Annotated in this window: 22 protein-coding genes; 5 read left to right on the top strand and 17 right to left on the bottom strand. The window is 54.3% G+C overall.

The window, feature by feature from the left end; translation table 11 throughout:
* The first annotated feature begins 33 nt into the window (after window positions 1-33).
* On the top strand, window positions 34-189 hold the full coding sequence (locus tag CHB83_RS23920; protein ID WP_179225577.1) for a hypothetical protein: 156 nt from the start codon (window positions 34-36) through the stop codon (window positions 187-189).
* 363 nt (window positions 190-552) lie between these two features.
* Here the strand turns inward: CHB83_RS23920 and CHB83_RS19820 are convergent, their stop codons facing one another.
* The 5 genes from CHB83_RS19820 to CHB83_RS19795 all read right to left on the bottom strand — a co-directional run bounded on the left by CHB83_RS19820 (window position 553) and on the right by CHB83_RS19795 (window position 5,467).
* Window positions 553-2,187, bottom strand: coding sequence for a DUF723 domain-containing protein (locus tag CHB83_RS19820; protein ID WP_089333940.1), 1,635 nt, complete (start codon window positions 2,185-2,187; stop codon window positions 553-555).
* Window positions 2,184-2,579, bottom strand: a complete 396-nt coding sequence (locus tag CHB83_RS19815; RefSeq protein WP_089333939.1) for a hypothetical protein — start codon at window positions 2,577-2,579, stop codon at window positions 2,184-2,186. Before CHB83_RS19815 ends, CHB83_RS19820 begins: the two co-directional genes overlap by 4 nt.
* 565 nt (window positions 2,580-3,144) lie before the next feature.
* A complete protein-coding gene (locus CHB83_RS19805; protein WP_089333937.1) occupies window positions 3,145-4,416 on the bottom strand; it encodes a site-specific integrase in 1,272 nt (423 codons plus the stop codon).
* Window positions 4,413-5,114 (bottom strand): hypothetical protein, encoded by a 702-nt coding sequence (locus tag CHB83_RS19800; protein ID WP_089333936.1) that lies wholly within the window; start codon window positions 5,112-5,114, stop codon window positions 4,413-4,415. Before CHB83_RS19800 ends, CHB83_RS19805 begins: the two co-directional genes overlap by 4 nt.
* 2 nt (window positions 5,115-5,116) lie before the next feature.
* A complete protein-coding gene (locus CHB83_RS19795) occupies window positions 5,117-5,467 on the bottom strand; it encodes a hypothetical protein (protein ID WP_089333935.1) in 351 nt (116 codons plus the stop codon).
* A 210-nt stretch (window positions 5,468-5,677) separates the two neighbouring features.
* Here CHB83_RS19795 and CHB83_RS19790 point away from each other — a divergent pair, with 210 nt between their 5' ends.
* From CHB83_RS19790 to CHB83_RS19770, 4 genes are all read left to right on the top strand, one after another.
* The gene (locus CHB83_RS19790; RefSeq protein ID WP_089333934.1) at window positions 5,678-5,863 is read left to right on the top strand and encodes a hypothetical protein; all 186 of its coding nucleotides are present in this window, start codon (window positions 5,678-5,680) and stop codon (window positions 5,861-5,863) included.
* A 111-nt stretch (window positions 5,864-5,974) separates the two neighbouring features.
* Window positions 5,975-6,154 carry a hypothetical protein gene (locus tag CHB83_RS19785; RefSeq protein WP_143437219.1) on the top strand — a complete coding sequence of 60 codons (180 nt, stop codon included), beginning with the start codon at window positions 5,975-5,977 and terminating at the stop codon, window positions 6,152-6,154.
* Between the two features lie 164 nt (window positions 6,155-6,318).
* A complete protein-coding gene (locus CHB83_RS19780) occupies window positions 6,319-6,504 on the top strand; it encodes a hypothetical protein (RefSeq protein WP_089333932.1) in 186 nt (61 codons plus the stop codon).
* Window positions 6,505-7,444: 940 nt separating this feature from the next.
* Window positions 7,445-7,897: a hypothetical protein gene (locus CHB83_RS19770; RefSeq protein ID WP_089333930.1), complete on the top strand. Its 453-nt coding sequence runs from the start codon at window positions 7,445-7,447 to the stop codon at window positions 7,895-7,897.
* Between the two features lie 4 nt (window positions 7,898-7,901).
* Here CHB83_RS19770 and CHB83_RS19765 read toward each other — a convergent pair whose 3' ends face one another.
* From CHB83_RS19765 to CHB83_RS19710, 12 genes are all read right to left on the bottom strand, one after another.
* Window positions 7,902-11,135 carry a phage tail tape measure protein gene (locus CHB83_RS19765; protein ID WP_089333929.1) on the bottom strand — a complete coding sequence of 1,078 codons (3,234 nt, stop codon included), beginning with the start codon at window positions 11,133-11,135 and terminating at the stop codon, window positions 7,902-7,904.
* A gap of 12 nt (window positions 11,136-11,147) precedes the next feature.
* Window positions 11,148-11,483, bottom strand: a complete 336-nt coding sequence (locus CHB83_RS19760) for a hypothetical protein (protein WP_089333928.1) — start codon at window positions 11,481-11,483, stop codon at window positions 11,148-11,150.
* Between the two features lie 11 nt (window positions 11,484-11,494).
* Window positions 11,495-11,917, bottom strand: coding sequence for a hypothetical protein (locus tag CHB83_RS19755; RefSeq protein WP_089333927.1), 423 nt, complete (start codon window positions 11,915-11,917; stop codon window positions 11,495-11,497).
* A gap of 5 nt (window positions 11,918-11,922) precedes the next feature.
* Window positions 11,923-12,348 carry a phage tail tube protein gene (locus CHB83_RS19750; protein ID WP_089333926.1) on the bottom strand — a complete coding sequence of 142 codons (426 nt, stop codon included), beginning with the start codon at window positions 12,346-12,348 and terminating at the stop codon, window positions 11,923-11,925.
* 29 nt (window positions 12,349-12,377) lie between these two features.
* A complete protein-coding gene (locus CHB83_RS19745; protein ID WP_143437218.1) occupies window positions 12,378-15,389 on the bottom strand; it encodes a hypothetical protein in 3,012 nt (1,003 codons plus the stop codon).
* Between the two features lie 104 nt (window positions 15,390-15,493).
* Window positions 15,494-16,807, bottom strand: coding sequence for a hypothetical protein (locus CHB83_RS19740; protein WP_089333924.1), 1,314 nt, complete (start codon window positions 16,805-16,807; stop codon window positions 15,494-15,496).
* On the bottom strand, window positions 16,808-17,311 hold the full coding sequence (locus CHB83_RS19735; protein WP_089333923.1) for a hypothetical protein: 504 nt from the start codon (window positions 17,309-17,311) through the stop codon (window positions 16,808-16,810).
* The gene (locus tag CHB83_RS19730; protein ID WP_089333922.1) at window positions 17,312-17,548 is read right to left on the bottom strand and encodes a hypothetical protein; all 237 of its coding nucleotides are present in this window, start codon (window positions 17,546-17,548) and stop codon (window positions 17,312-17,314) included.
* Window position 17,549: 1 nt separating this feature from the next.
* A complete protein-coding gene (locus CHB83_RS19725; RefSeq protein WP_089333921.1) occupies window positions 17,550-17,903 on the bottom strand; it encodes an HK97-gp10 family putative phage morphogenesis protein in 354 nt (117 codons plus the stop codon).
* A complete protein-coding gene (locus tag CHB83_RS19720; RefSeq protein WP_089333920.1) occupies window positions 17,890-18,234 on the bottom strand; it encodes a phage head closure protein in 345 nt (114 codons plus the stop codon). The genes CHB83_RS19725 and CHB83_RS19720 overlap by 14 nt, the downstream gene beginning before the upstream one ends.
* Window positions 18,234-18,818 (bottom strand): hypothetical protein, encoded by a 585-nt coding sequence (locus CHB83_RS19715; RefSeq protein ID WP_143437217.1) that lies wholly within the window; start codon window positions 18,816-18,818, stop codon window positions 18,234-18,236. The genes CHB83_RS19720 and CHB83_RS19715 overlap by 1 nt, the downstream gene beginning before the upstream one ends.
* A 5-nt stretch (window positions 18,819-18,823) precedes the next feature.
* On the bottom strand, window positions 18,824-19,057 hold the full coding sequence (locus CHB83_RS19710) for a hypothetical protein (protein ID WP_089333918.1): 234 nt from the start codon (window positions 19,055-19,057) through the stop codon (window positions 18,824-18,826).
* Window positions 19,058-19,060 lie beyond the last annotated feature (3 nt).

Below are 19,060 nucleotides of genomic sequence, written 5' to 3'. Positions count from 1 at the left end.
TACTGTTATCGAATTGACCAAAGGCGAACGCATTTGGTCTTTCGTAACCTTAAAAACGGCCAGATTACGTCTGTTCCTCGCTATTCTACACTTGATCAGTACATCATGTACCATGCTTGTCGAGAACTAGGCATCCCCATGCCAGAGGAATACCGCGAGTTTGAAGAGAAGATGAACAAGATTGCATAAAGAAAAAGCCCCGGTCAGCAACTGGGGCTTTTTTTCGTGCCTAATCACTACATTCATCCCCATGAAATCTATTCTATCTCTTCTGGCTCTATCTTTTAGTGTATTAACATCCTGCGAGAGCCAACCAAAACAACAAGGGCCGTACGTGCTTGAAGGGCAGCCCACTATTGAGCAAGATAGGGCCTTACTAGACAGTGCAGATAAGGCAATACGTCGGGCGGATTCAGTGCTTGCTCTGCCATAAAAACGAACAACCCCAACCGAATAGGCGGGGTTGTCAAATGCAATATAGCTCGCTAGCCGCGAAGCCTGACGCGTAGAAAAAGGCTTTTAAAGGTGATGTTCGGTAGCTACGCGGGCGCACTATAGAGGGAACAACACCGCTTGTTCTTGGGCTGGTTGCTTAAGCACGCCCAAGCTCTGTGCGGCCAACGGATAGAGAACATTGGTTATTAGTCCATCAATGTTGCTAAAGCATTCTTGGCGGCCTGCAAATACCTGTGAAGGAATATACTTACGTCCTTTATACAGAGCCTTAATTCGCACTTCTAAACGCCAAACAGACACGGCGTCCATTGACTGATACACAGCAAGTATCTGATGGGTATAAGGCAGGCCAGATAGCCGGTGCCCTACTTTGTTATAGGTTATGCCGACCTTATAAAATCGCTCTTGCTCCGATTTCATTTCTACCACATACAAGCTTGCAAAGCGTTCCTTTTGTCTTTCTGCCCACTTTGTACTACCCCAACCGCTACGGCTTCTTGCTTCTTCCCGAACGCACTTAGGGCAGCGGCTAGCCCTTACATGGTGCGTAGCCACTGGATTAAACAAGCCATGTTCAGGGCACAAAACAGGAATCTTGCGGGTGGCTAATATAGTGTCGGGTAATAGTTCATAGCTATACGCTGCGCCATGTTGCGCTTCAAATCGCGTTATCCATTCTTCACGCGGTACACCTGCTATTCCTTTGTTGTGCCCCCTAGAGCATTTTTGGCAACCAAAGACAGTCTTTGAACCAAGGTCTTTAATCACGTCAGCAGCCGTACGTTGGAACCGCCCATGTGTGGGGCAAATTAACGTAACCTTGTTATTTGCGCCAGTATAGATAGTTTCAGAAAAATCTAAACGAGGGCAAAGCTTTTTTGCCGCTGCTATAAATTCCACTGTTGTCCTATATTGCCCGTTGCACTTAGGACACATGCCACTTTTTTTGTGATTATGAGGTAGCACCGAAAAGACGCCATGCGCGGGGCAGATAACATTTATTTTGACCTGGGTAGTTATTTCATCTGGCAGTAAAGAATAGTCATACTGTCGGCCGTGCCTCTTTATAAACCGCCCCACCCAAACAGCCTTTGCTAGTCTTGCCCCCTCTTTACCTTCGTTCGCGCAACCCCAACAGCCAAAGCCGCCCTTCCCTTGGCGGCTCTTTCGATTAGTCACCAGTTCGCTCGCTACGGCTGTAAACTCCCCGTGTCTAGGACACACAACGCGAACCCGACCAACAATACCTGTATACTCAACTAGCGAGAAGTCTAAGTGTGGATACCGCCGCTTACACTCTTGCTTAAATGAGTCGGTATTCCACTTGCCCCGCCCAACACAAACAGGGCAACCAGTGCCCTTTTTGTGGCCGGATACATAGGGATTGAACACGCCATGTTCACGGCAAATCACAGGAATCTTGTCATTGGCAGTAAACCGATCGGGGACTAGTGAATAGTCATACCTATCCCCATGCATTTCTGCAAACCCAGTCAAAAAGTACTCGCGTCCTTTCCGTGATGCGCCAGTCCGACCGCAGGCTGCGCAGCCGCCATTGCTCCGAACAAGATTTGCGGCCTGCTTGGTAAGCTGCCCATGAACAGGGCAGCTTACTGTAACATAGCCGCGAATACCAGGATACTCTAGTACTTGCGAGAAATCAAGGTTAGGGTGCAACTCCTTGCACTTGGCTAAAAATGATTCGGTTGTATAGGAAGTTCCTTTGCTCATACGTCAGCAGTAATATGCTTTAAAATAAACGTTTTAGGCGGCAACAAGGCAAGCACTTGTTCAGCCGACGCGTAGCACTCCGTTTTACCCGCGAAGTCCAGCAAGGGCACGTAACGGCTTAAATCGGAGCTATGCAAGCGTTGCTCCAAGTCCCACACCTTGCCCGCACTGTAAGACGAATACCGGGCAATGGTGCGCCAGCGGTACGGCAGGTTTAGTTTGGTGAAGCGAGAGGCTAGGCAGAACGTAATGCCGACCTTGTAAAACACTTCCCCGTTGCCGTACAAGCGTATCACGTACAGCACTGCTTTGCGGCCCTTTTGGCGGGCTGCCCACTCCGCCCGACCCCAACCACAACGGGCTAGGGTCGGGCTTTTGCTAGTGGCTGGCATTGCTTACTTAGCCGGGCGCACCTCCCCTTCTATTGGTCGGATACTAGAAGGCAACTCTTGGTAGCGTTGAAGGACTAACGCGGCTGAAAGTGACTTAGGACGAGATTCTAGTATGTCAGCTACAATCAAGTTCAGCACCTCTCGCATCGTTGCCAAGGTTGTATTGCGTTGTTCTGCTTTAGGCCATTCAGCCCTAAAGCACTGCCCTTCACTATCCCAGTTACGAAAGCAAGTTGTGAGGCTGGTCTTAAACTCCCGAACATCCTTGCCCGCTACGGCTACTGTGCAGTACACCGTTCCGACCCTATCGGGTGTTGGCAAGTCTACTACTAAATCCCCTGGCTTGAGGCTTGCTAGTAGTTCCTTGCGGGCTTTGAAGGAAAGTGCGTTTTTACGCAACCATAATCTGACGTGAACAAGCGGGTGTTCTGGGTTGGGCACTAGCATCTTGCTTTTGCCCTTTGCGCCCTTTGGCTGCCGCAGGGTTGCCCGCCGCTCTCGCAGAGAGGGAATGGCAAAAAGCAAGCAGTCAGCAAATAGAATAGATGGATACTGTTGCATCGTCTTAGGCGCTAAACTTGAATTGCAGAACACGACACCCTTCCTCTGAATCAAAGCCAGGGGCCGGTAGAGGCGGTTCCGGCAAGCCTCCAAAGACCCGTTCAAACTCATTCACCACCGTGCGGTCTAAGAGCTTGGCGTATAGCTTCTCTGTTATCTTGATGCTGCTATGACCTAGTACCTTGCTAACTATTTCCATGCTGAGTCCAGCATTCAATAACTGTACTCCGGCGGTTTTGCGGCCAACGTGCGAGCTAATTTGCTTGCTGTCAAGTCCGGCCATTTCAACCACCTGCTTTAGATAGCGGTTGTACACTTGCAGGCAGGGAAGCGGCATCTTATTGCCGTAGAAAGCAAGTAGCCGTTCTGGTTCTTCTAGCAGCGGAATAACGCACTCATACCCTTTAAACAGGGTACTTTTCGCCCGACGAATGCGTAGGAACCGCCGCCGCTTGTAGACTTCCGCGTCCCGTTCTACATCCATTGCGGCAAGGTCGGAATAGGCTAATCCTGTCCAGCATTGGAAGATAAAGCAGTCTCGAACCCTACCCAAAGCAGGGACGGCAATCTCTAGGGTTGCCAGTGCTTCTAGTTGCTCAGGCGTCAGATAGGTTATCTCTTTCGGGGCGCTGTGTTTGAACTCGTACAACTCCATCGGGTTCTTCTCGATATACTCCCGACGCACTGCCCACCGCAGTACTTGGTCTACCCCTTGCAGATGCTTAAGCGCCGTGCTACGCTCTAACTTGTCCGTTATCAGTAGCCAGTGCAGGTACTTATCAGCCATGTTCACGCTGAAATCTTCGGGCCGTATATCTTCCAGCTTATGCGCTTGCAGAAAGGCTATAAACTTGTTGCGGCGCGACAAGTGAGAGCGTTGCGTATTGTTGGCAATCTCAATGCCTATCAAGCTTTGCCGTTCTTCTATGAAGCTGCCATATACAGCTTGCAGTGACAAAGGCGACACACCGAGCGTCTTATAGAGTTGGAATAACCGACGCGTAGTAACCGGGCGCTTTTGCCGTTCAAGGTCGGCGTGTATGTCGTTTAGGTCGTTTTCCAGCTTGACCAGCGCCCGATTAATACGGGCGGCGGTTTCGTCTGTGCCAGCAACCCGTTTGGCCTTACTATCCCATCGCTCTACCTCAATGAGTTGACCAGTTGAGAAGTTGACGCGGGGCTGGTCTTTGATAGTTAGTCGGCAGTTAATAACCGCCCTGCCGTTAATAGTACGGTTCTTGCGTACTAGAAAGAGAATGCGAAGGCGCGTTTTCATGCGTTCTCCCCTCCTTTCTCCATTAGAAGCTTGGCTTCTGCTACCAACGCCCGCCCAATAGATTCTTCGTACCGCTTTTGCAATACAGCAAGCTCGCGGCCACTATCGGCGCGAAGGATTTTGTAAATCCATAGTGCCGCTTTTGCCGACACGTTTTGCGTCAACACTGGTTGGTTTGCCCGTTGCAGGGTTACCGCACAATACCCCTCGTAAATTTGCTTTTGATAGTGGTTCTCCCTCCAATCCACTTCCGTGGGATTAGTAGGCGCGGCATCTTGTTCCCCGTACGTGATGTAGTGCGTTACCTCATAGAGGGCGAATGATTCATGCCCCCAATGCAGATTGGTTCGGGGGTCTATCTTGTCAGGGTATCTATCCCATTGCGTTAGAATACCCCGCTTTCGCAAGCCAGTGATGCGTAGTAGGCTGTACGTGTCGCACAGCGCCCACAAATACACGCGCCCTACTACTATATCCTGGCGACGCTTAATTGGCTTCATACCGAGCACGGTGCCAACAGGGAACCGCTCACCCATGAAGTCATTTTGCACCGTCCAATGAACAAGGGCGTTAAGCTCCTTAAAGCGGGCAACAGGGTAAAGCAATTCCCCTATGAAGCGCACACCGGGTTCTAGCTGCACAGCCGCAGGAACAGTAGCGGCTCCCGCCGCTACTGCCTTTTTGTTCTGCCGTGCCATTACTAGGCTTGTACTGGAATGTGAACGTACGAACCATCAGCAAACCCCATGCGCAGCGAAGCCTCGCGCTCTTGGTACACGCGGTACACGTTGCGGAACCAACGCTGCAACTGTGCCACGCACTCGCACTGATACACGCTATCATTGGCGCGCAGAAGCTCTACTTCGCTAAATAAGTAGGCGTCATTCATTACGGCCATAATGTTTGCCCGCATAGCCCGTAGGGTTTCGGCTTGCTGGGCGGCTTGCTTTACTTCTTCCTGGCGTTGCAGGAACCGGCCTAATGGCCCGGTGTAAGCGGGAAGGTGTTGGGCAACCGTTGCCGTGGTTGCTTTGGTGGTTGCAGTTTGCATACCTTTGTACTTGAACAGTGGATAATGGCCCTTGCCGGGGCTTTTGTCTGTGGGAGGTCAGCCCTTGCCGGGGCTGGCCTCTTTTTGTTGGTGCGACCCAACACTTCAAATATACGAACTTTTCTTACGTAACAAAACACGTAAGGAAATATTTTTATTAAGTATTTACTTACGTAGAAATATTAATTTATTTCTACCTTTACTCCCACTATGGAAGAGAAACCTAAGCGCACCGGACGCCCCGCAAAAGACCCCGCCCGGTTAAAGAAGGGCCGCACCCTTTCCTTTACCGATGCTGAGTACAAGCGGCTAGAAGAATTGGCGGCGGCGGCGAAGGTTGGCGTAAGCGAGTATGTGATTCTTAAGTGTGGGCTTGCGCAAACTCCATCCCTTTGAAAGCTCGGAGCGTTGTTACTACGCGTCCGGTTGCGCGGCTAGCGCGCTACATTGCTCTATGGTAAAGAAACGGCTATCTTGTATGCCAAAAATCCAGTCTGCCTAGCTCTAATGTTTACTCCTACCCCCGAAGGGAAATCAAGCATAAGCACCAGCAAAACCATTTTTCTTAGCTTGGTTGGGTTCTTTGTGTTGGGTATATTCTTCATGCAATGCGCCTGGCTAGCTGCCAATCCCGACGCGCTCAAAAAGGCTGTTGACGTGATTTTAGGGGCTAACACACCCTTGTAACAGGAATAGCGCGCTACATCGAATCGTTGCCGTATCTTACCACTTGCTGTTAGTGCAGTTAGAGGGGGACGATTCTCTAGGGCACCTAACAGCGAAGCCCGGCCGGTATCTGGTCGGGCTTCTTTGCGTTTACACCCTAGCTGAACAAGTGCTATACTGCACCCATGCAAAAGCTACCCCCTGAACAGCGGCGCTTGGCTCGCAACATTGGCTTGACCGATTCGGAGTTCAAGCGCCTGAAAGAACTAGCGGAGAAGGCGCGGTTAAGCCCTGGGCAATACATAGCTCGGCAACTCAATCTGTCTGACCTACCACCGAAAGAACCTAGCTACACCCTGCGGTGGGATTAGGTAGGCGTGTTTGAGCGACGTTTGAGCGGTGTTTAAGTTGCGTTTGGGCAACATTTGCTTGTCGTTTGGTTTGCGTTTGGTTGACATAATGTGAAAATATTTTTCACATGAACGTCTGTAAAAACGTTTTGCTTTTTACGTGCCGAAACATCAAACTGTGGCTTGCTAAGGCTTTTGTAATTGTACTTTAACCGGCAAATTTACTGTCAGCTACTGTCAGTGATAGTACATAAACCTGACAGCACAGGCACCCATTGCTTGCCGTTTGCGTTTACGCCTATATCTTTGGGCATAGAAAAGGCGGCTCACCAGTAGGGTAAGCCGCCCAATCGTTACCAGTAGTCCTTGATAAACTCAGTGACTACTGCTCTGAATCCGCTAGAAAGAAGTGCTAGAGCAAGTCTTTCTGCGAAACTTGGCGAGCCGGTTTCCTTCGGCTGCCTCACTTTACGCCGCTTCTTCATAGGGTAGAAGATTAGGTGTTTCCCCACCTACTTCTTCAGAACGCCGAGCTGCTCGCAACAGTCTCGGCGTTTCCTTTTTAACGGATACCCGTAGGGTGGCAAGGTGGGGGTGAATCCACCGTTAAGCGTAATGCCTCAAAGATAAGATAGTTTTCTTGAGGCGTATAGTCAAAAGCACGCTTGCAGGGTATCAATTCCCTACAAGCTACCTTTCACCCCGTATACAATCTCAGGTGCGCCGCTGTTAGGAGGGGGGCTATTTTATTCTTTGTCCTTGCCTCCTATCACACGTCCTAGGCGGTCAACATCCTGTTCTAGTTGACCTAACAGGTAGCCTGTGGGCAACTCTATACTTACTTTTTTACGTTCTGTTGCCTGTGCTAACAAGGTGTCTACTTTGGTAAGGAGTAGGTCAAGTTTTGCGTTGAGTTCGGTTGGGGTTGCCATGTTCTACTGCGGTTTAGTACATTGGTGGAATGAAAAAACTACTAGTACTATCGTTATTTACTTTGCCTGTTGGCGCTTTTGCGCAAACTGTGTCAAGCCAGCCTTTTAAAAAGGCGAACATTATTCTCATACAAACGCCTGATAGCGGGGTCGTTGCACTTAAAAAGATCGGTGCTCTCTTAGTAGATAAGGGGTTTGTTATTCAAAAACTTGATACAGACTTCAATACGCTCACTACCGAACCTAAGCAAATCAAGTCGGGTGTTACCCCAACCACGCTTACTGTTAAGGTAACTACCAAGGGAGCCCTTTTGCGCCTTAGTGGCTGGGCGGCTGTAGACATGAGTGCCTTTGATAGCAAACAGCATATCGTTCCTATTCGAGTGATTGCAAATGGGGTGAAACCCGGCTCGCTCTTTATGCAACTCATGGAACCCGCGCAAGCATATAGCGGCGCGTCGGTTCAGTACACCGTTGAGTAGGCTCTTACCGGGCCACAATCCGTCCAAGTCTGTCCCTATATAATTCGACGGACTGTGCAATCTGCTTGCCATCCACCATCACATTTACATACATCGTATTATTTTGCTCGGCGGGCGGCGCAACGGTTGGCGCGGTGGCGCGGGCTGTTGTTGGGGTAGATACCGTGGGAATGCCGGTTCGCGGTGTAGCTGTGGCTCCGCCACCTCGCGAGGCGGTTAATCCAGACCCAGCAGAGGAGGCAACCCCAGCGGCGGCGGCGAGTGCGACCCCAGCGGCAATTTGAAGCGCACCTTTCACGGGGTTAATAGCTAGGTTGGCAATACCCAGTGCAACAACCTTCTTGGCGTACTCTTTAATGAAGTCGCCAAGAATACCGAGAGCGCCAGCTAGCGCCCCGCGCATGGCGTCTCCAATAGAAGATACACCAGTTATCACCCCGCCAAAGGCTTCCCCTGTTAGTACTGCGAAATCAGTAAAACGGGTATTGATGGAGTCTAGCAACGGCTGCATGCTATCATTAAATGCCGCAATTGCGCTAACTGCGGCATTTGACATACCCGTTGTCGAGTTCACTACCCTGCTTGTTAAGTCTTCAATAGCCGCAGTAGAGCCTTGAAAGGCGGTGTAATCAAACGGCGCAAGGGTAATTGGCACACCCGCAGCGTTTCGGGCGGCATTCAGTTGTTCAAGAAGGGCACTAGAGTCTAGGGGTGAGAATACAAGCGGTTGCGAGAGGGCCGTGCGGGCCCGAATCAGACTTGCATCAATATTCTCCGGTAGCTCTGCCAGCGGGTTGGTATCAATTGCTTGTACCTGCTCTACCTTGGGAGCGGGGATGCCTTTGCTTAGCCGCGTGGCTAGTTGCTCAGTAGCCACGGCGGCGCTGTTAAGCTGCCCTACGTAGCGTTGAACAGTAGTTCCTAGTGGATCAAAGCCAACCTTTACTAGGGACTCAATGCCAGACTGCAAGACTTTTACGCGGCCACCAACATAGTCATAGCTAGCCCCGAATGCTTGGGCTTGCCGGTAGTTGTTCAGCAATGCTGCCCGCAATGCCTCCAAGGCCTTTACTTGATCTTCCGTAAGGGCCGCCGCACCTCCTGCGGCTTTACCCGCTTTCTCTAGGGAGGCAGCTATATCACCTCCCGCGACCGCACCAGCAACCATCTCCTCGTCCAATTTGCGGGCGGCTTCGGCGGCGGCATCAAATTGCCCTTTAAAGAACTCGCCAATGGAAGAGTTGGGCTGTTGCGAGGTAAGCCCAAGCAGGCGCCGTACAGGTCGCGTAAGCGCTTCGAGTACCGCCCCTGCTTCGTTGATTGACGTGATGAAGTCCCCTCGAAACAAGGCCGAAACGGAATTAACCGACGCCGTGATTACATCAAATACCGCCGTTACTCCCCTCCCTAACTCCTCAAACACAAACCCAAGCGCAGTGGCTCCCGAAGCGAGGTCTGCAAATGTGCCGCCCCCAAGTCCCGAGAAGGCATCGCTTACTGCCTTTACGGCCGCTTTCGCTGAGGTTGCGAGTCCCGAAAACACCTTCCCCCCTTCACCTGTGGTGAAGTAAGCAACCAGCTTGTCCCAGTTCTCATAGATGAGGTAGCTAGCCGCAGCGACGGCTAAAGCTACCGCCCCTACCGGGCCCGACAAGACCAGCATACCCGCCCGTAGCGTTGGGATAGCCTTGGTAATTGCGCCAATCCCAAACAGTACAGGCCCCGTGGCGGCGGCTAGTCCCGCTAGTGTGAGGCCTGCCTGTACAATCGTTGGGGAGATGTTTTTTAATCCATCTGATAGACCACCAATCGCACTCGTCCCCGATTTGATAAGCGGGAGTAGACTCGCGCCAATGGTAATGGCAATGTCATTCAGCCGGTTTTTGGCAATCTGAATCTGAGAAGCAGTGGTTTCGTAGCGTTGCCCTGCCTCTTTGGCGAGAGCAGTGTTCTCGCGGAAAGCATCTGTGCCCAAAGCAACTGACCGCCGCGCCAAATCACCCGCCCCTGATAGGCGCAATAAAGAGTCGGATACGCGAATGTCAGCAAGGTCTAGCTCTGTTAAAGCCTGTAGGGTGGAGCCTCCTTGCTCCTTGATACGCCCCAAGCCTTCCACAAAAGATAGGGTAGCCCCCGCAGCGTCGGTCTGGAAAGCCTGTTTGAAGGCACTCGCACTCAGCCCAGCCACCTTGGCAAAGCCATCCAAGGTTTTGCCCCCGGTTTCAGTGGCTCCCTGAATCCGTTTAATTACCGTACTGAACGCAGTACCACCAGCTTCTGCCTCAATACCCACGCTAGAAAGAGCCGTAGCAAAGCCCAGGGTTTGCGCTTCTGTGAGACCAACTTGCTTGCCGGCGCCCGCAATCCGCAAGCCCATTTCGGTAATCTCCCGCTCTGTGGTGGCGAAGTTGTTCCCTAGCGCAACGATAGTAGAGCCCAGGTTTTGGAACTGCGTCTGCGGCAGTCCAGTGATGTTGGCTAATCGAGCAAGGGAGGTTGCAGCGTCGGAGGCGGCCAGGTTGGTACTATTGCCCAAGTCCACCATGACACGGGTAAACTCCAACACGTTCTCGCGTTTGATACCCAACTGCCCCGCGGCTTCCGCTACCCCCGCTATTTCGGTTGTAGCAGCGGGAATTTCCCGCGCCATTGACCGAATACCCTCCGCCAAACGACCATATTCGGCCGTGGTTTCGGTAGCCGACAGCCCATTCGTGTTCAGTGTTTTCTTGACCCCTGCAAACGCTGACTCAAAATCAATGGCTGCTTTGCCTGCCGCCGCCACGGCGCCGGTAATAGGTAACGTGACGTAGGTAGAGAAGCTTTGTCCAATAGATTGTAAGGAATCCCCAAGTCTACCAATGCCTTGCTCTAGTCCTTTACGGGTGTTGTCGGCTTCCTGAAAGCTACTAGCCAGGCGTAGGTTTACCTGCGACAGAGCACTGACGCCCGCTACGGCTCCCGCCGCAGAACCGCCAACATTGCTGGCCGCCGCCGCCGCAAGGGCTGCTGTAGAAACAAACCGCCCATTTGCCCGCTCCGCTGTCCCTAATCCAGCCGCGTACGCCGAACCGCCCCGCGACGCACTTGTCGCCAGGCGGTCCATTGCGGCTCCACCTTGCGCGCCCGCCCGGTCAGCTACCCCACCGATGGAGCTAATAGCCCGCTCGGCTCGGGTAAAACCAGCGGTTTCGAGCTGAGCGCCAATGGAAACAAAGAGTTCGTCAATTAAAGCCACGGGCGGTGGATATTAGTCGGTTTCAAATACAATAGGGGTGCCGTACTTCTTTTCGAGGTAAGCCCGCATCCGTTCGTTGGGCAGCTCCTTGGGCAGGGCTTCGGGTTCGGGCCCATCAATCAAAGACAGCGGCCAGTACGCCCGTGGTGAGGGAGAGAACTGCGGCTTCTTCGCCCCACTCATCATCTGCGTCAGGTTGTGGGTTTCCCACGCAACCTGACGAGCCCCAAGTAAGGAGCGTTGGTAGGCCCGCTCATATCCGTAGTAGATGCTGTCTAGCTCCAGCCAGGTTAGATACCGGGCCTCCCGCGAGGGCAGGCGGAACTCCCCCAAGAGGAAGTCCCACACTGCCGCCCACGTTAGTCCTTTTTCTTCGCTGCCTTGCTGCCCCGCTTCGCTGCTGGCGGGGCTTGGGCGTTTCCCGCCCGTTCGGCATCCCGTTCAGCACGCGCTACTACCTGTTTGAGCATCTCGGCAATAGGCTTCGTGGTTTCTTCGGTTTGGGCGTCGTCCACCCAGGCACGAACATGCAAGGGGGTTAGCTCTACTCGAAGTCCATCCCATTCCGCTCCTGCGACCAGGCTTGAATACACGAAGTCGGCAATGTCGCCGGCTGTGAGATTCTGCGCCTGCAAGTTCTGCGGGCTGAACATCTCGCTATACGCCTTGATGCTCATGTTGTGGAGGCGGCAGAAAATGTCGGACTGGTGGGTACCTACGTGGAAAGGTCTTTCCTGTCCTCCAATCTGCATGAGGCCGTAGCCGCTAGGTTTCGTGCTCATGGTGATTACGCGTTAGCAACGATAGCCAGCGGGCCCGTGCCTTGCAACGACACGCTGAAGGTCACCTTGCCGTTCTCGGGGCGGTTCTGCGAGAAGCTGCTGATGTAGGCATTGCCCTCAAAGCGCACATCACCGGAGATGTTGGTACCAAAAGATACTGGAATCAAAGTTTTGGCAATCTGAAGCTGGAGCAGGTCTTTGAAGGTTAGTTCATTGGTAGCATCCGTACCCGTAGCAATGCGAGCCAACGCGTCCGAATCCACCGTCCAGCCGTGGGTACCGGGAATGTACTCTTTCCACGCACCTGAAGCCTGGCAGGATGCCTCGTCCATGTCGGTTTCTACCGATAGCCCAGCGGAGGTAGAGCAACCAAAGGGTTTGCCGTTTACTTCTAGCGTTACGTCGCTAGCATCGAGCTTTTGAATAGCCATGAGTGAAAAAGAGGGTAAGAGTGAGAAGATTAGTTGAGAATGAGCACGAAGGGTAGCTCGGCGGCTATCGTGTTGTAGAGGCCAGCGGGAACCTGTGTTGCTGTGGGCGTGGTGCTGTGCAGGCTGAAGTCGTAGCGGGTTGCCGTGCCGGACAAGGGGATTTCCACAGCTACTTGGGTGTTGTTCTCCGTCTTGGAGCAGACCACCAAGGCGTTGCGACCCGCAGCGTTCTGCAAGCGGTCTACCAGCGGGCTTACTTGCTCTGCATGACGATAGCCCGTGAGCAGTTGCCGGGCCTGCACCAACAGGTTGCCGTTGGGGCGGTACTGCACCGTATTTACCCCATTGACCGTGACCGTTTCCAGTACCCCCATCGTGGAGTAGTTCTGGTAGGGGGTGGCGGGGGAATCGTCCGTGAGTTGGTAGTGTACCGCGTACTTAAAGCCTCCGCGCTTGTGCAAGTAGAAGGCCGTGCGCAGGTAGTGCACGGCCTGCCATTCCTTTTGGGTGTAATTGCTTCCTACTGGGGGGTACACGAGGTAAGGAGACTGCACCTCATGCACGTTCACGTTGTCGTTGTTGACGTAGTTGATCTTCCAGCACGAGCCGATCTCCCCCATAATCAGGGGTTTGTTCCCTAAGAACCGGGCGTTGGCTTCTTGCAGGCGGTCAAGCGAAGCGCCCAGCGAAGAAATCTCAGGCATCATGGCCCGCGTTTTCTCATTGGTGTTCTGCTGCCCCGACCCAGAGTTGGAGTAGGCGTGTACCTGCAAGTAATCCCAGGGAATCAACGGGCTGCCGTCCGCATTGAGCGGGGCAATCTTCGCCATCGTTTCGGCGCAGTCCATCAGCCAGTCGGGGGTTGCTCCCGCAAGCCCCGTGCAGCTTACCTGCACTGTGGGGTCGGCGTCCTGCACCCCTAACCAGATGGAGTACGCCATATAGGCATACTCGGCGCCGGAGGTGTACACCTTGATTCCCTTCCAATCCTTGTCCGCCTCATTCCAGATTTCCAGGATTTTCAGCGTCCCTAGTCCAATCTCTTTGGTGTAGACGATATCAGGATTACCCGGGTACAACTGGTCGGTGCGGGCCTTGACCGTGGCTGGGTCCAGGTTCTTGTTGGAACCATACCGCGCCACGATCTGATACGCGAGGTCACGCGCCCACGCCCAGGCTTCCATTGTGAGCCGATTCGCGTAGGGCGGGTTAACTGGCGGCCATTCCCGGGTGCCTTGCGTCGCGTCACGGTCAGCTTGCGTGTACTTGTTATACAGCCACTCCGGCACCTCCTTTACATCCAGCACGGTGGCTAGATTGTCGGTGTGGATTTGCTGCATTAACTCATCTTGGTCGTTGCCGGCCGCGTCAATATTGAAGATGTAGCGACCCTCTTCCGTGGTGATGCGCTTGGCGTCCTTGTACACGCGCCCCCCGCCTAGTGCTTTCCACAGATTGTACACCGGCCAGTTGATGCCTTGCTGGTTCATCAACTCGTAGTCGTGGGCGTGCACCAGGGTAAAGTTTTCAAACCCGTACTTCTCCCGCGCGGGCAAAGCAGGATACGCCACGTCGGTGTACTCCCCTAGTAACCGCAGTTGAGAGGGGCTGTTGGCCCCAATGAGTTGATACCGCAGGGTGGAATCGGGGGCGGTGGGCTCAATCGTTCGGGTCGTGGGCGTGCCGCCCGTGTACTGCAATAACTCCCGTTGAGTGCCGTCTTTCTTGACTTCAAAGATGCGCAAGTCAAACCCCACGTTCGGGCGGTTGTCACCCACGGTGATTTGCTTGATAACTGGGTTTTGCCCCTTTCGGAATCGGTGACGAGAATAGCTGAGCAGTTGATTATCTGCCGTTCTAAACTTGCCGTAGTAGAAGGTCCTGTTTTCGTTTATAATGGTGGCTGGGTCGTAGGCGCGGCTGAAGTAGTCTGTAGCTGGGGCTTGCTCCGAAATAATCTCCATGTCAGCGTACACGGGAATCTCTCCGCTAAGACGAGGCTTAGGCGTTTCTTCTACGGGTAATACCCCCTCTCCTTGTAGCTTGTAGACATTCAGTAGTCCCGTAGAGGAGTTGAAGGTAGCGTTACGCGCCCCCTGCACGGTGACGCTCTCCGCACCGGGTACGAGGTAGCTCAGGTCTTGGTAGAAGCAGTCTGCTAGTTCTACCTCCCACGTCACCGAGTTGCCTGACACGATGGGTGCCCCCACTGTAGCTAACCGCTTTTGACGGCGGTAGTCTGCCAGCTGCTGCGGGTTGGGCATCCAAAGGGCTACGCCTGCTTCCGCTGCTTTAGCAATGATGGATTGAATGTATAAGCGCAGGTTGGCCCCGCCCCCGACAAAGGGATTGTGTCCGAAGATGGGGGCGGCGTGCTTCTTGGTTTTGGCAATGGTGATGTGCCGGTCACGCCAGCCGGAGAGGTCGCCAAAGTTGGCTAGGCTCAACTGCCCATCCATTGCCCAGCGGGAAGAAACCACGTACGGCTTCGCGTAGGTGGTCATATTAATTTCCTCCCCCCAGAAAATATCAGGCTGGTAGATACCAGCGCCGGTGTTGTTGTAGTTACCAGACAAGGCCAAATCATAGCTCATGTCCTGAATGGAGGGCTGCACCTGACCAGCAATACCCGCTACGACTACCATCGTACTCGGTACCCGCCCAGTTTCGCGCACAATGGTTTCGTGCCCTGCCTGAAACTCCAGCAACCACGTGCCAAGCTTGTTGTCGTGGTTTTGGCTGTGGTTGACGGGCGCGAACTGGTAGTAACTGTAGATTTCGCGGTACTCAGGCCAGGTCGTACTCGAACCTGGCTGCCCATTGCGCTCAGGCGTGTGGTGCAGGTTCTGCGTAGGAGCAGCGGCAATAGTGGCAAAGCCGTACCCTACCGGAATGGTACCGCCTGCATTATCGCTAGTGGTCAAGTCCCGCACATTCGGGAATACCTCCGTGTAGTCGGGGTAGTACGAATCATCCTTGTGCATCACCACAGCCAGCCGGGCGTCGGCTAGCATGTCGGCAAATGCAAGGCTAGGGGTCACAGGTGCACTCGGGAATGTCGCCGTGATGCGTACGCGGTTCGTGCTCGCCGGGGGCACCACGGGCGGCTTCTTCTTCGGTTTAAAAGGGAACGGAACCTTTGCCATTACACGAGCGCGTCAATGTCAATGCGATCCAATCCAGCCCCCGCAGCCACCGCCCCACACCGGTAGCCAGCCATGTTCCAGTTGTCGTACTTGGCGGCTTCCGTGGGGTTGATGTACCAGGTGAGTTCTGGTAATTGCACATCGTTGAGAAAGCACAGAATATCCCGCCCCGTACCATCGGCTCGTTTTTTGGTATCGACCCGAAATTCAGGGGTTGAGTTGGGGGCAACCAGCGCCGTGGAGGTAATTGCTAGTTGGGTAGCCCCGTCGTTTTCAATGCGTAAGAGTTGAATCTTGCCCGTATTCGCTTCGGTTACCATCACAAAGCGGTTCTGCTTGTTGAGGGCGTTGAAGATGATGCCCTGCGACACGAGCGTAGCCCCGTACGTGAGCTTACCCCGCACCCGCATGCTAGAGGAAGGAGCCGGCAGGAAGGCGTAGCCATTGCCGCTCACCAAATAGGCAGTCCCACTACGAATACCCAGTACACCCAACGCGTCCACTACCCAGGACTGCCCGGTTTCGGCGGTACCGAGACTTGTAGTCGAGTCGGCGCGGGTAAACGTGTCATTCACTACCCCCGCCGTAGGGGTGGGTGTGGTGGTAGCGGGGGCTTTGGGCGTGGCGGTGTCGGTGTCGGACACTGTACCACCCGCATTGGTGGCCGTGGCGTAGTACGTTACCGCGGTACCATTGGGGCGGCCCGTATCGGTGAAAGGCAGCGCCGTTGCAATGAGCGTCCCACTCGCAGAGGTGCCCCGGTACAGGGCGTACGTTACGCCCGTACCTTCCCCACCGGTTTTGCTAATCGTTACCTGTCCGTCGCCAGGGGTTGCCGTAATATCCAGTGCCGTAGGTGGGGTGGGCGTTGTCGTGTTGCCTGAACCAATGGGCGCGTACGTGGCGTCTAGCTTCGCTTTCAGCAGGGCGAATAGGCTGTCTACGTTGACCACTAGATCACCCGCTGCGTTTAGATCGTAGCCCTGTATGTCTCGTTCGGGCAGGATGCTTTCTGGCGCCTTGCCGGTAACGGGGTCTTTCTTTATCACCGTAGATGGCAACACACCTTCGGGCAAAGCACCATTCACCAGCCGCACCAGGTTTGCAGCAAGCACCCCGTCCTTGATCTTGCCATTGGTATCCAGCACAGCCGAGAGTAGCATAGCGGGCAAAGAAATTCCCTCCACGGTCTGCGAGCCATCTATTACATCAGCTATCAGACCTAGGAAGGTCTTGACTTGGTTAAATTCCGCCGCAGAAAGCGTTTGCCCGCTGGTCTTATCTGGGACAGTTGGTTTGGTGAACTTAGCCATCTATGCGAGCGTAAGGGGGAACGTGTAGGGGAAAGCGGTATTGGGCGGGATAACCGGCCCTGGGGTGCGCGTATGCTGGGACACCGTGAACCGTACTCGTAGGTAGCGGTGGATATCTACTTGCTCCCCATCGAAGGCGTCATCCAAAGGCGTGATTTGCTCCACGTCCGCTGGGGAGGCTTCCAAGTCAGCCCCTAGGTAGAGCCGCGCCCCGTCGAGACGCTCGCTTACTAGGTCGGCTAATTCGTCCACCGCGACACTGCTAGAGCGGCCGGGCTGGGTGAGGCGCACGCAGTCCAGTAAGACGGTACAGGACCAGCTTTTGCAGCCTTGGGCCCCGCGCTCTTTGGTAGCGGTGGGTTGTTTGATCTGCACGTACAGGACGTCCTTGAAGCCCTTGGGTAGGTACTGGTACACCTTCGGTTGCACGCCTGCGACAGCGGCCAGCGGGGGGCTGGTGAGCGCGGCATACACAGCAGGAAGGATGTACTTGGTTGGGTTCATCTACTCTGCTTTATGGGGTGGGATAACTCGACCCATTCTGTCATAGTAGAATTGTAATGCCTCTCCAATTTGGGCGGGGCTTGGCTGGTCTATAAACACACGCGCCGATTCAGGCGAAAACGCTTTAATGCGCTCTAGCTTTTCGATCAATGTATCCGCCTTGGCGGTAAGCGCATCAATAGCTTGATCGGCCTGTGATGTGTCAATGGTGATAGCGAGTGGTTCTAAGGCAGCCATATTAGCGGGTTCTAAGAGCAGCAATGATGTCCGTGGTATAAGCGGGGCGTAAGGCTTCCGCAGCGGGGAACAAGAAGGGCTGGGCTTGAATTAGTCGCGTGCCTAGCTCGACGTACATAGCGTATTCGGCCTGTACTGCTACCCGGCCGCCCAACCCATCGGGGGTGGGGTCAGCGTAAATCGAGGCCCGCAACCGGCCCGTATCTACCGGGGCGCGGCGCTTGGCTTCGGATTCAATGAGCAGCAAGTACTTGCCGACCACGGCCTTTACCCGCGCTTTCTTGTCTACTTGGTAGAAGCGTAGCTTTTGAATCAGCCGGTCCACTCCTGAGACCTTGATGTTAATTCCGGCCATTGTCCACGCAGGTTAGAAGCGAGAACTCCCGCCGGGTATCATGCTCCACGTGGCGAACACTGTAGGTTTGTCCAGTTTTGGTGGTCAACCGGGTATCACTAGTAGCGCGGGCGGTGTAGCGTACCGTGTAGAGAGCAACCTCTCCCCCGAGTACTTGCCCGAGTCGGAGGGCTTCGGACCCACTCAGCACCTTGCGTTCCGCGTGTACCGTGCGGGTCCATTCGGGACCACTCTCGCTCTCTAGCCACCCGCCTTGCCCATCTTCAATGGCTGCCGACGCGTTGGTGAGCGTAACGCGCTCAGTAAGACTCCCAGCGGCGAGGCGTCCCATTAGAAGAGAGCGGGATGCAGCACCAGGGGCGCTAGTTTCACCTTGTAGCTAACCGGTAGTTCCCGTGGTACAATACCCGCCGCAGAGCTGGTTTCGCGGTTGCGGTAGAACTCCGCCCCTAGCTCCAAGATGGCTTCCTGCATCAGAGCAGGGCACAACGAAGAAGCTGTTTCGGGCAAGGTTACCGTCACTGTGTAGGTCTGCTGGGCAGCATACCCCAGGGGCCATTGCCGCTCTACACTGCTTCCTTTTAGGTACTCTACCCAATGGAAGTTTTCCAGAGAGGCAAGGGACGTGTGAAACCCGCGCACGGCGGTTGCGACAGCCCCGGTAGGTAACTTGTACTCCTCATCTAGGCGGAAGGTCAACTCCAGCGTCTGGCCGCCCGCCACGTAGCGACCCGTGTAGGCTTCTACGAGTTGGCGGGCGGCCGCTAGCTTGCGCTGAATTAACCGACGTTCGGCCTGGGCTGCTTCGTCCGTATCTGTCGCAACCAAGTCCAAGCGCCATTCAACCACGGCATCGGCCACGGTCACGGGTTCGGTTACAGGGTCAGCAGTAGACAGGACGACAACAGTAGGCATGAGGATTACTTGGTTTCCGTGGGGCCCTTGGCGGGCTTCGTGGCGCGGGCGTCGGCAGGCTTATCTTCCTTTTCCTCCACGGCCACGGCTAGCTTGCGCTTGATAAAGGCCTTGGCAACCGAATCAGGGGAGAGGTCTACTACTTGCCCGGCTTGGCCCACAACCGGCGGACCGGTTGGGGCGGTGTCCTGCGTGCCGTTATGCGGCAGGGCTACGTCTTTGAGCAGCGTCACCTTCATGGC

Source organism: Hymenobacter mucosus, from assembly GCF_900188255.1.
Classification (GTDB): Bacteria; Bacteroidota; Bacteroidia; order Cytophagales; family Hymenobacteraceae; genus Hymenobacter; species Hymenobacter mucosus.
The sequence above is the reverse complement of the archived record's forward strand: the minus strand, read 5'-3'. Positions and strand labels throughout refer to the sequence as shown.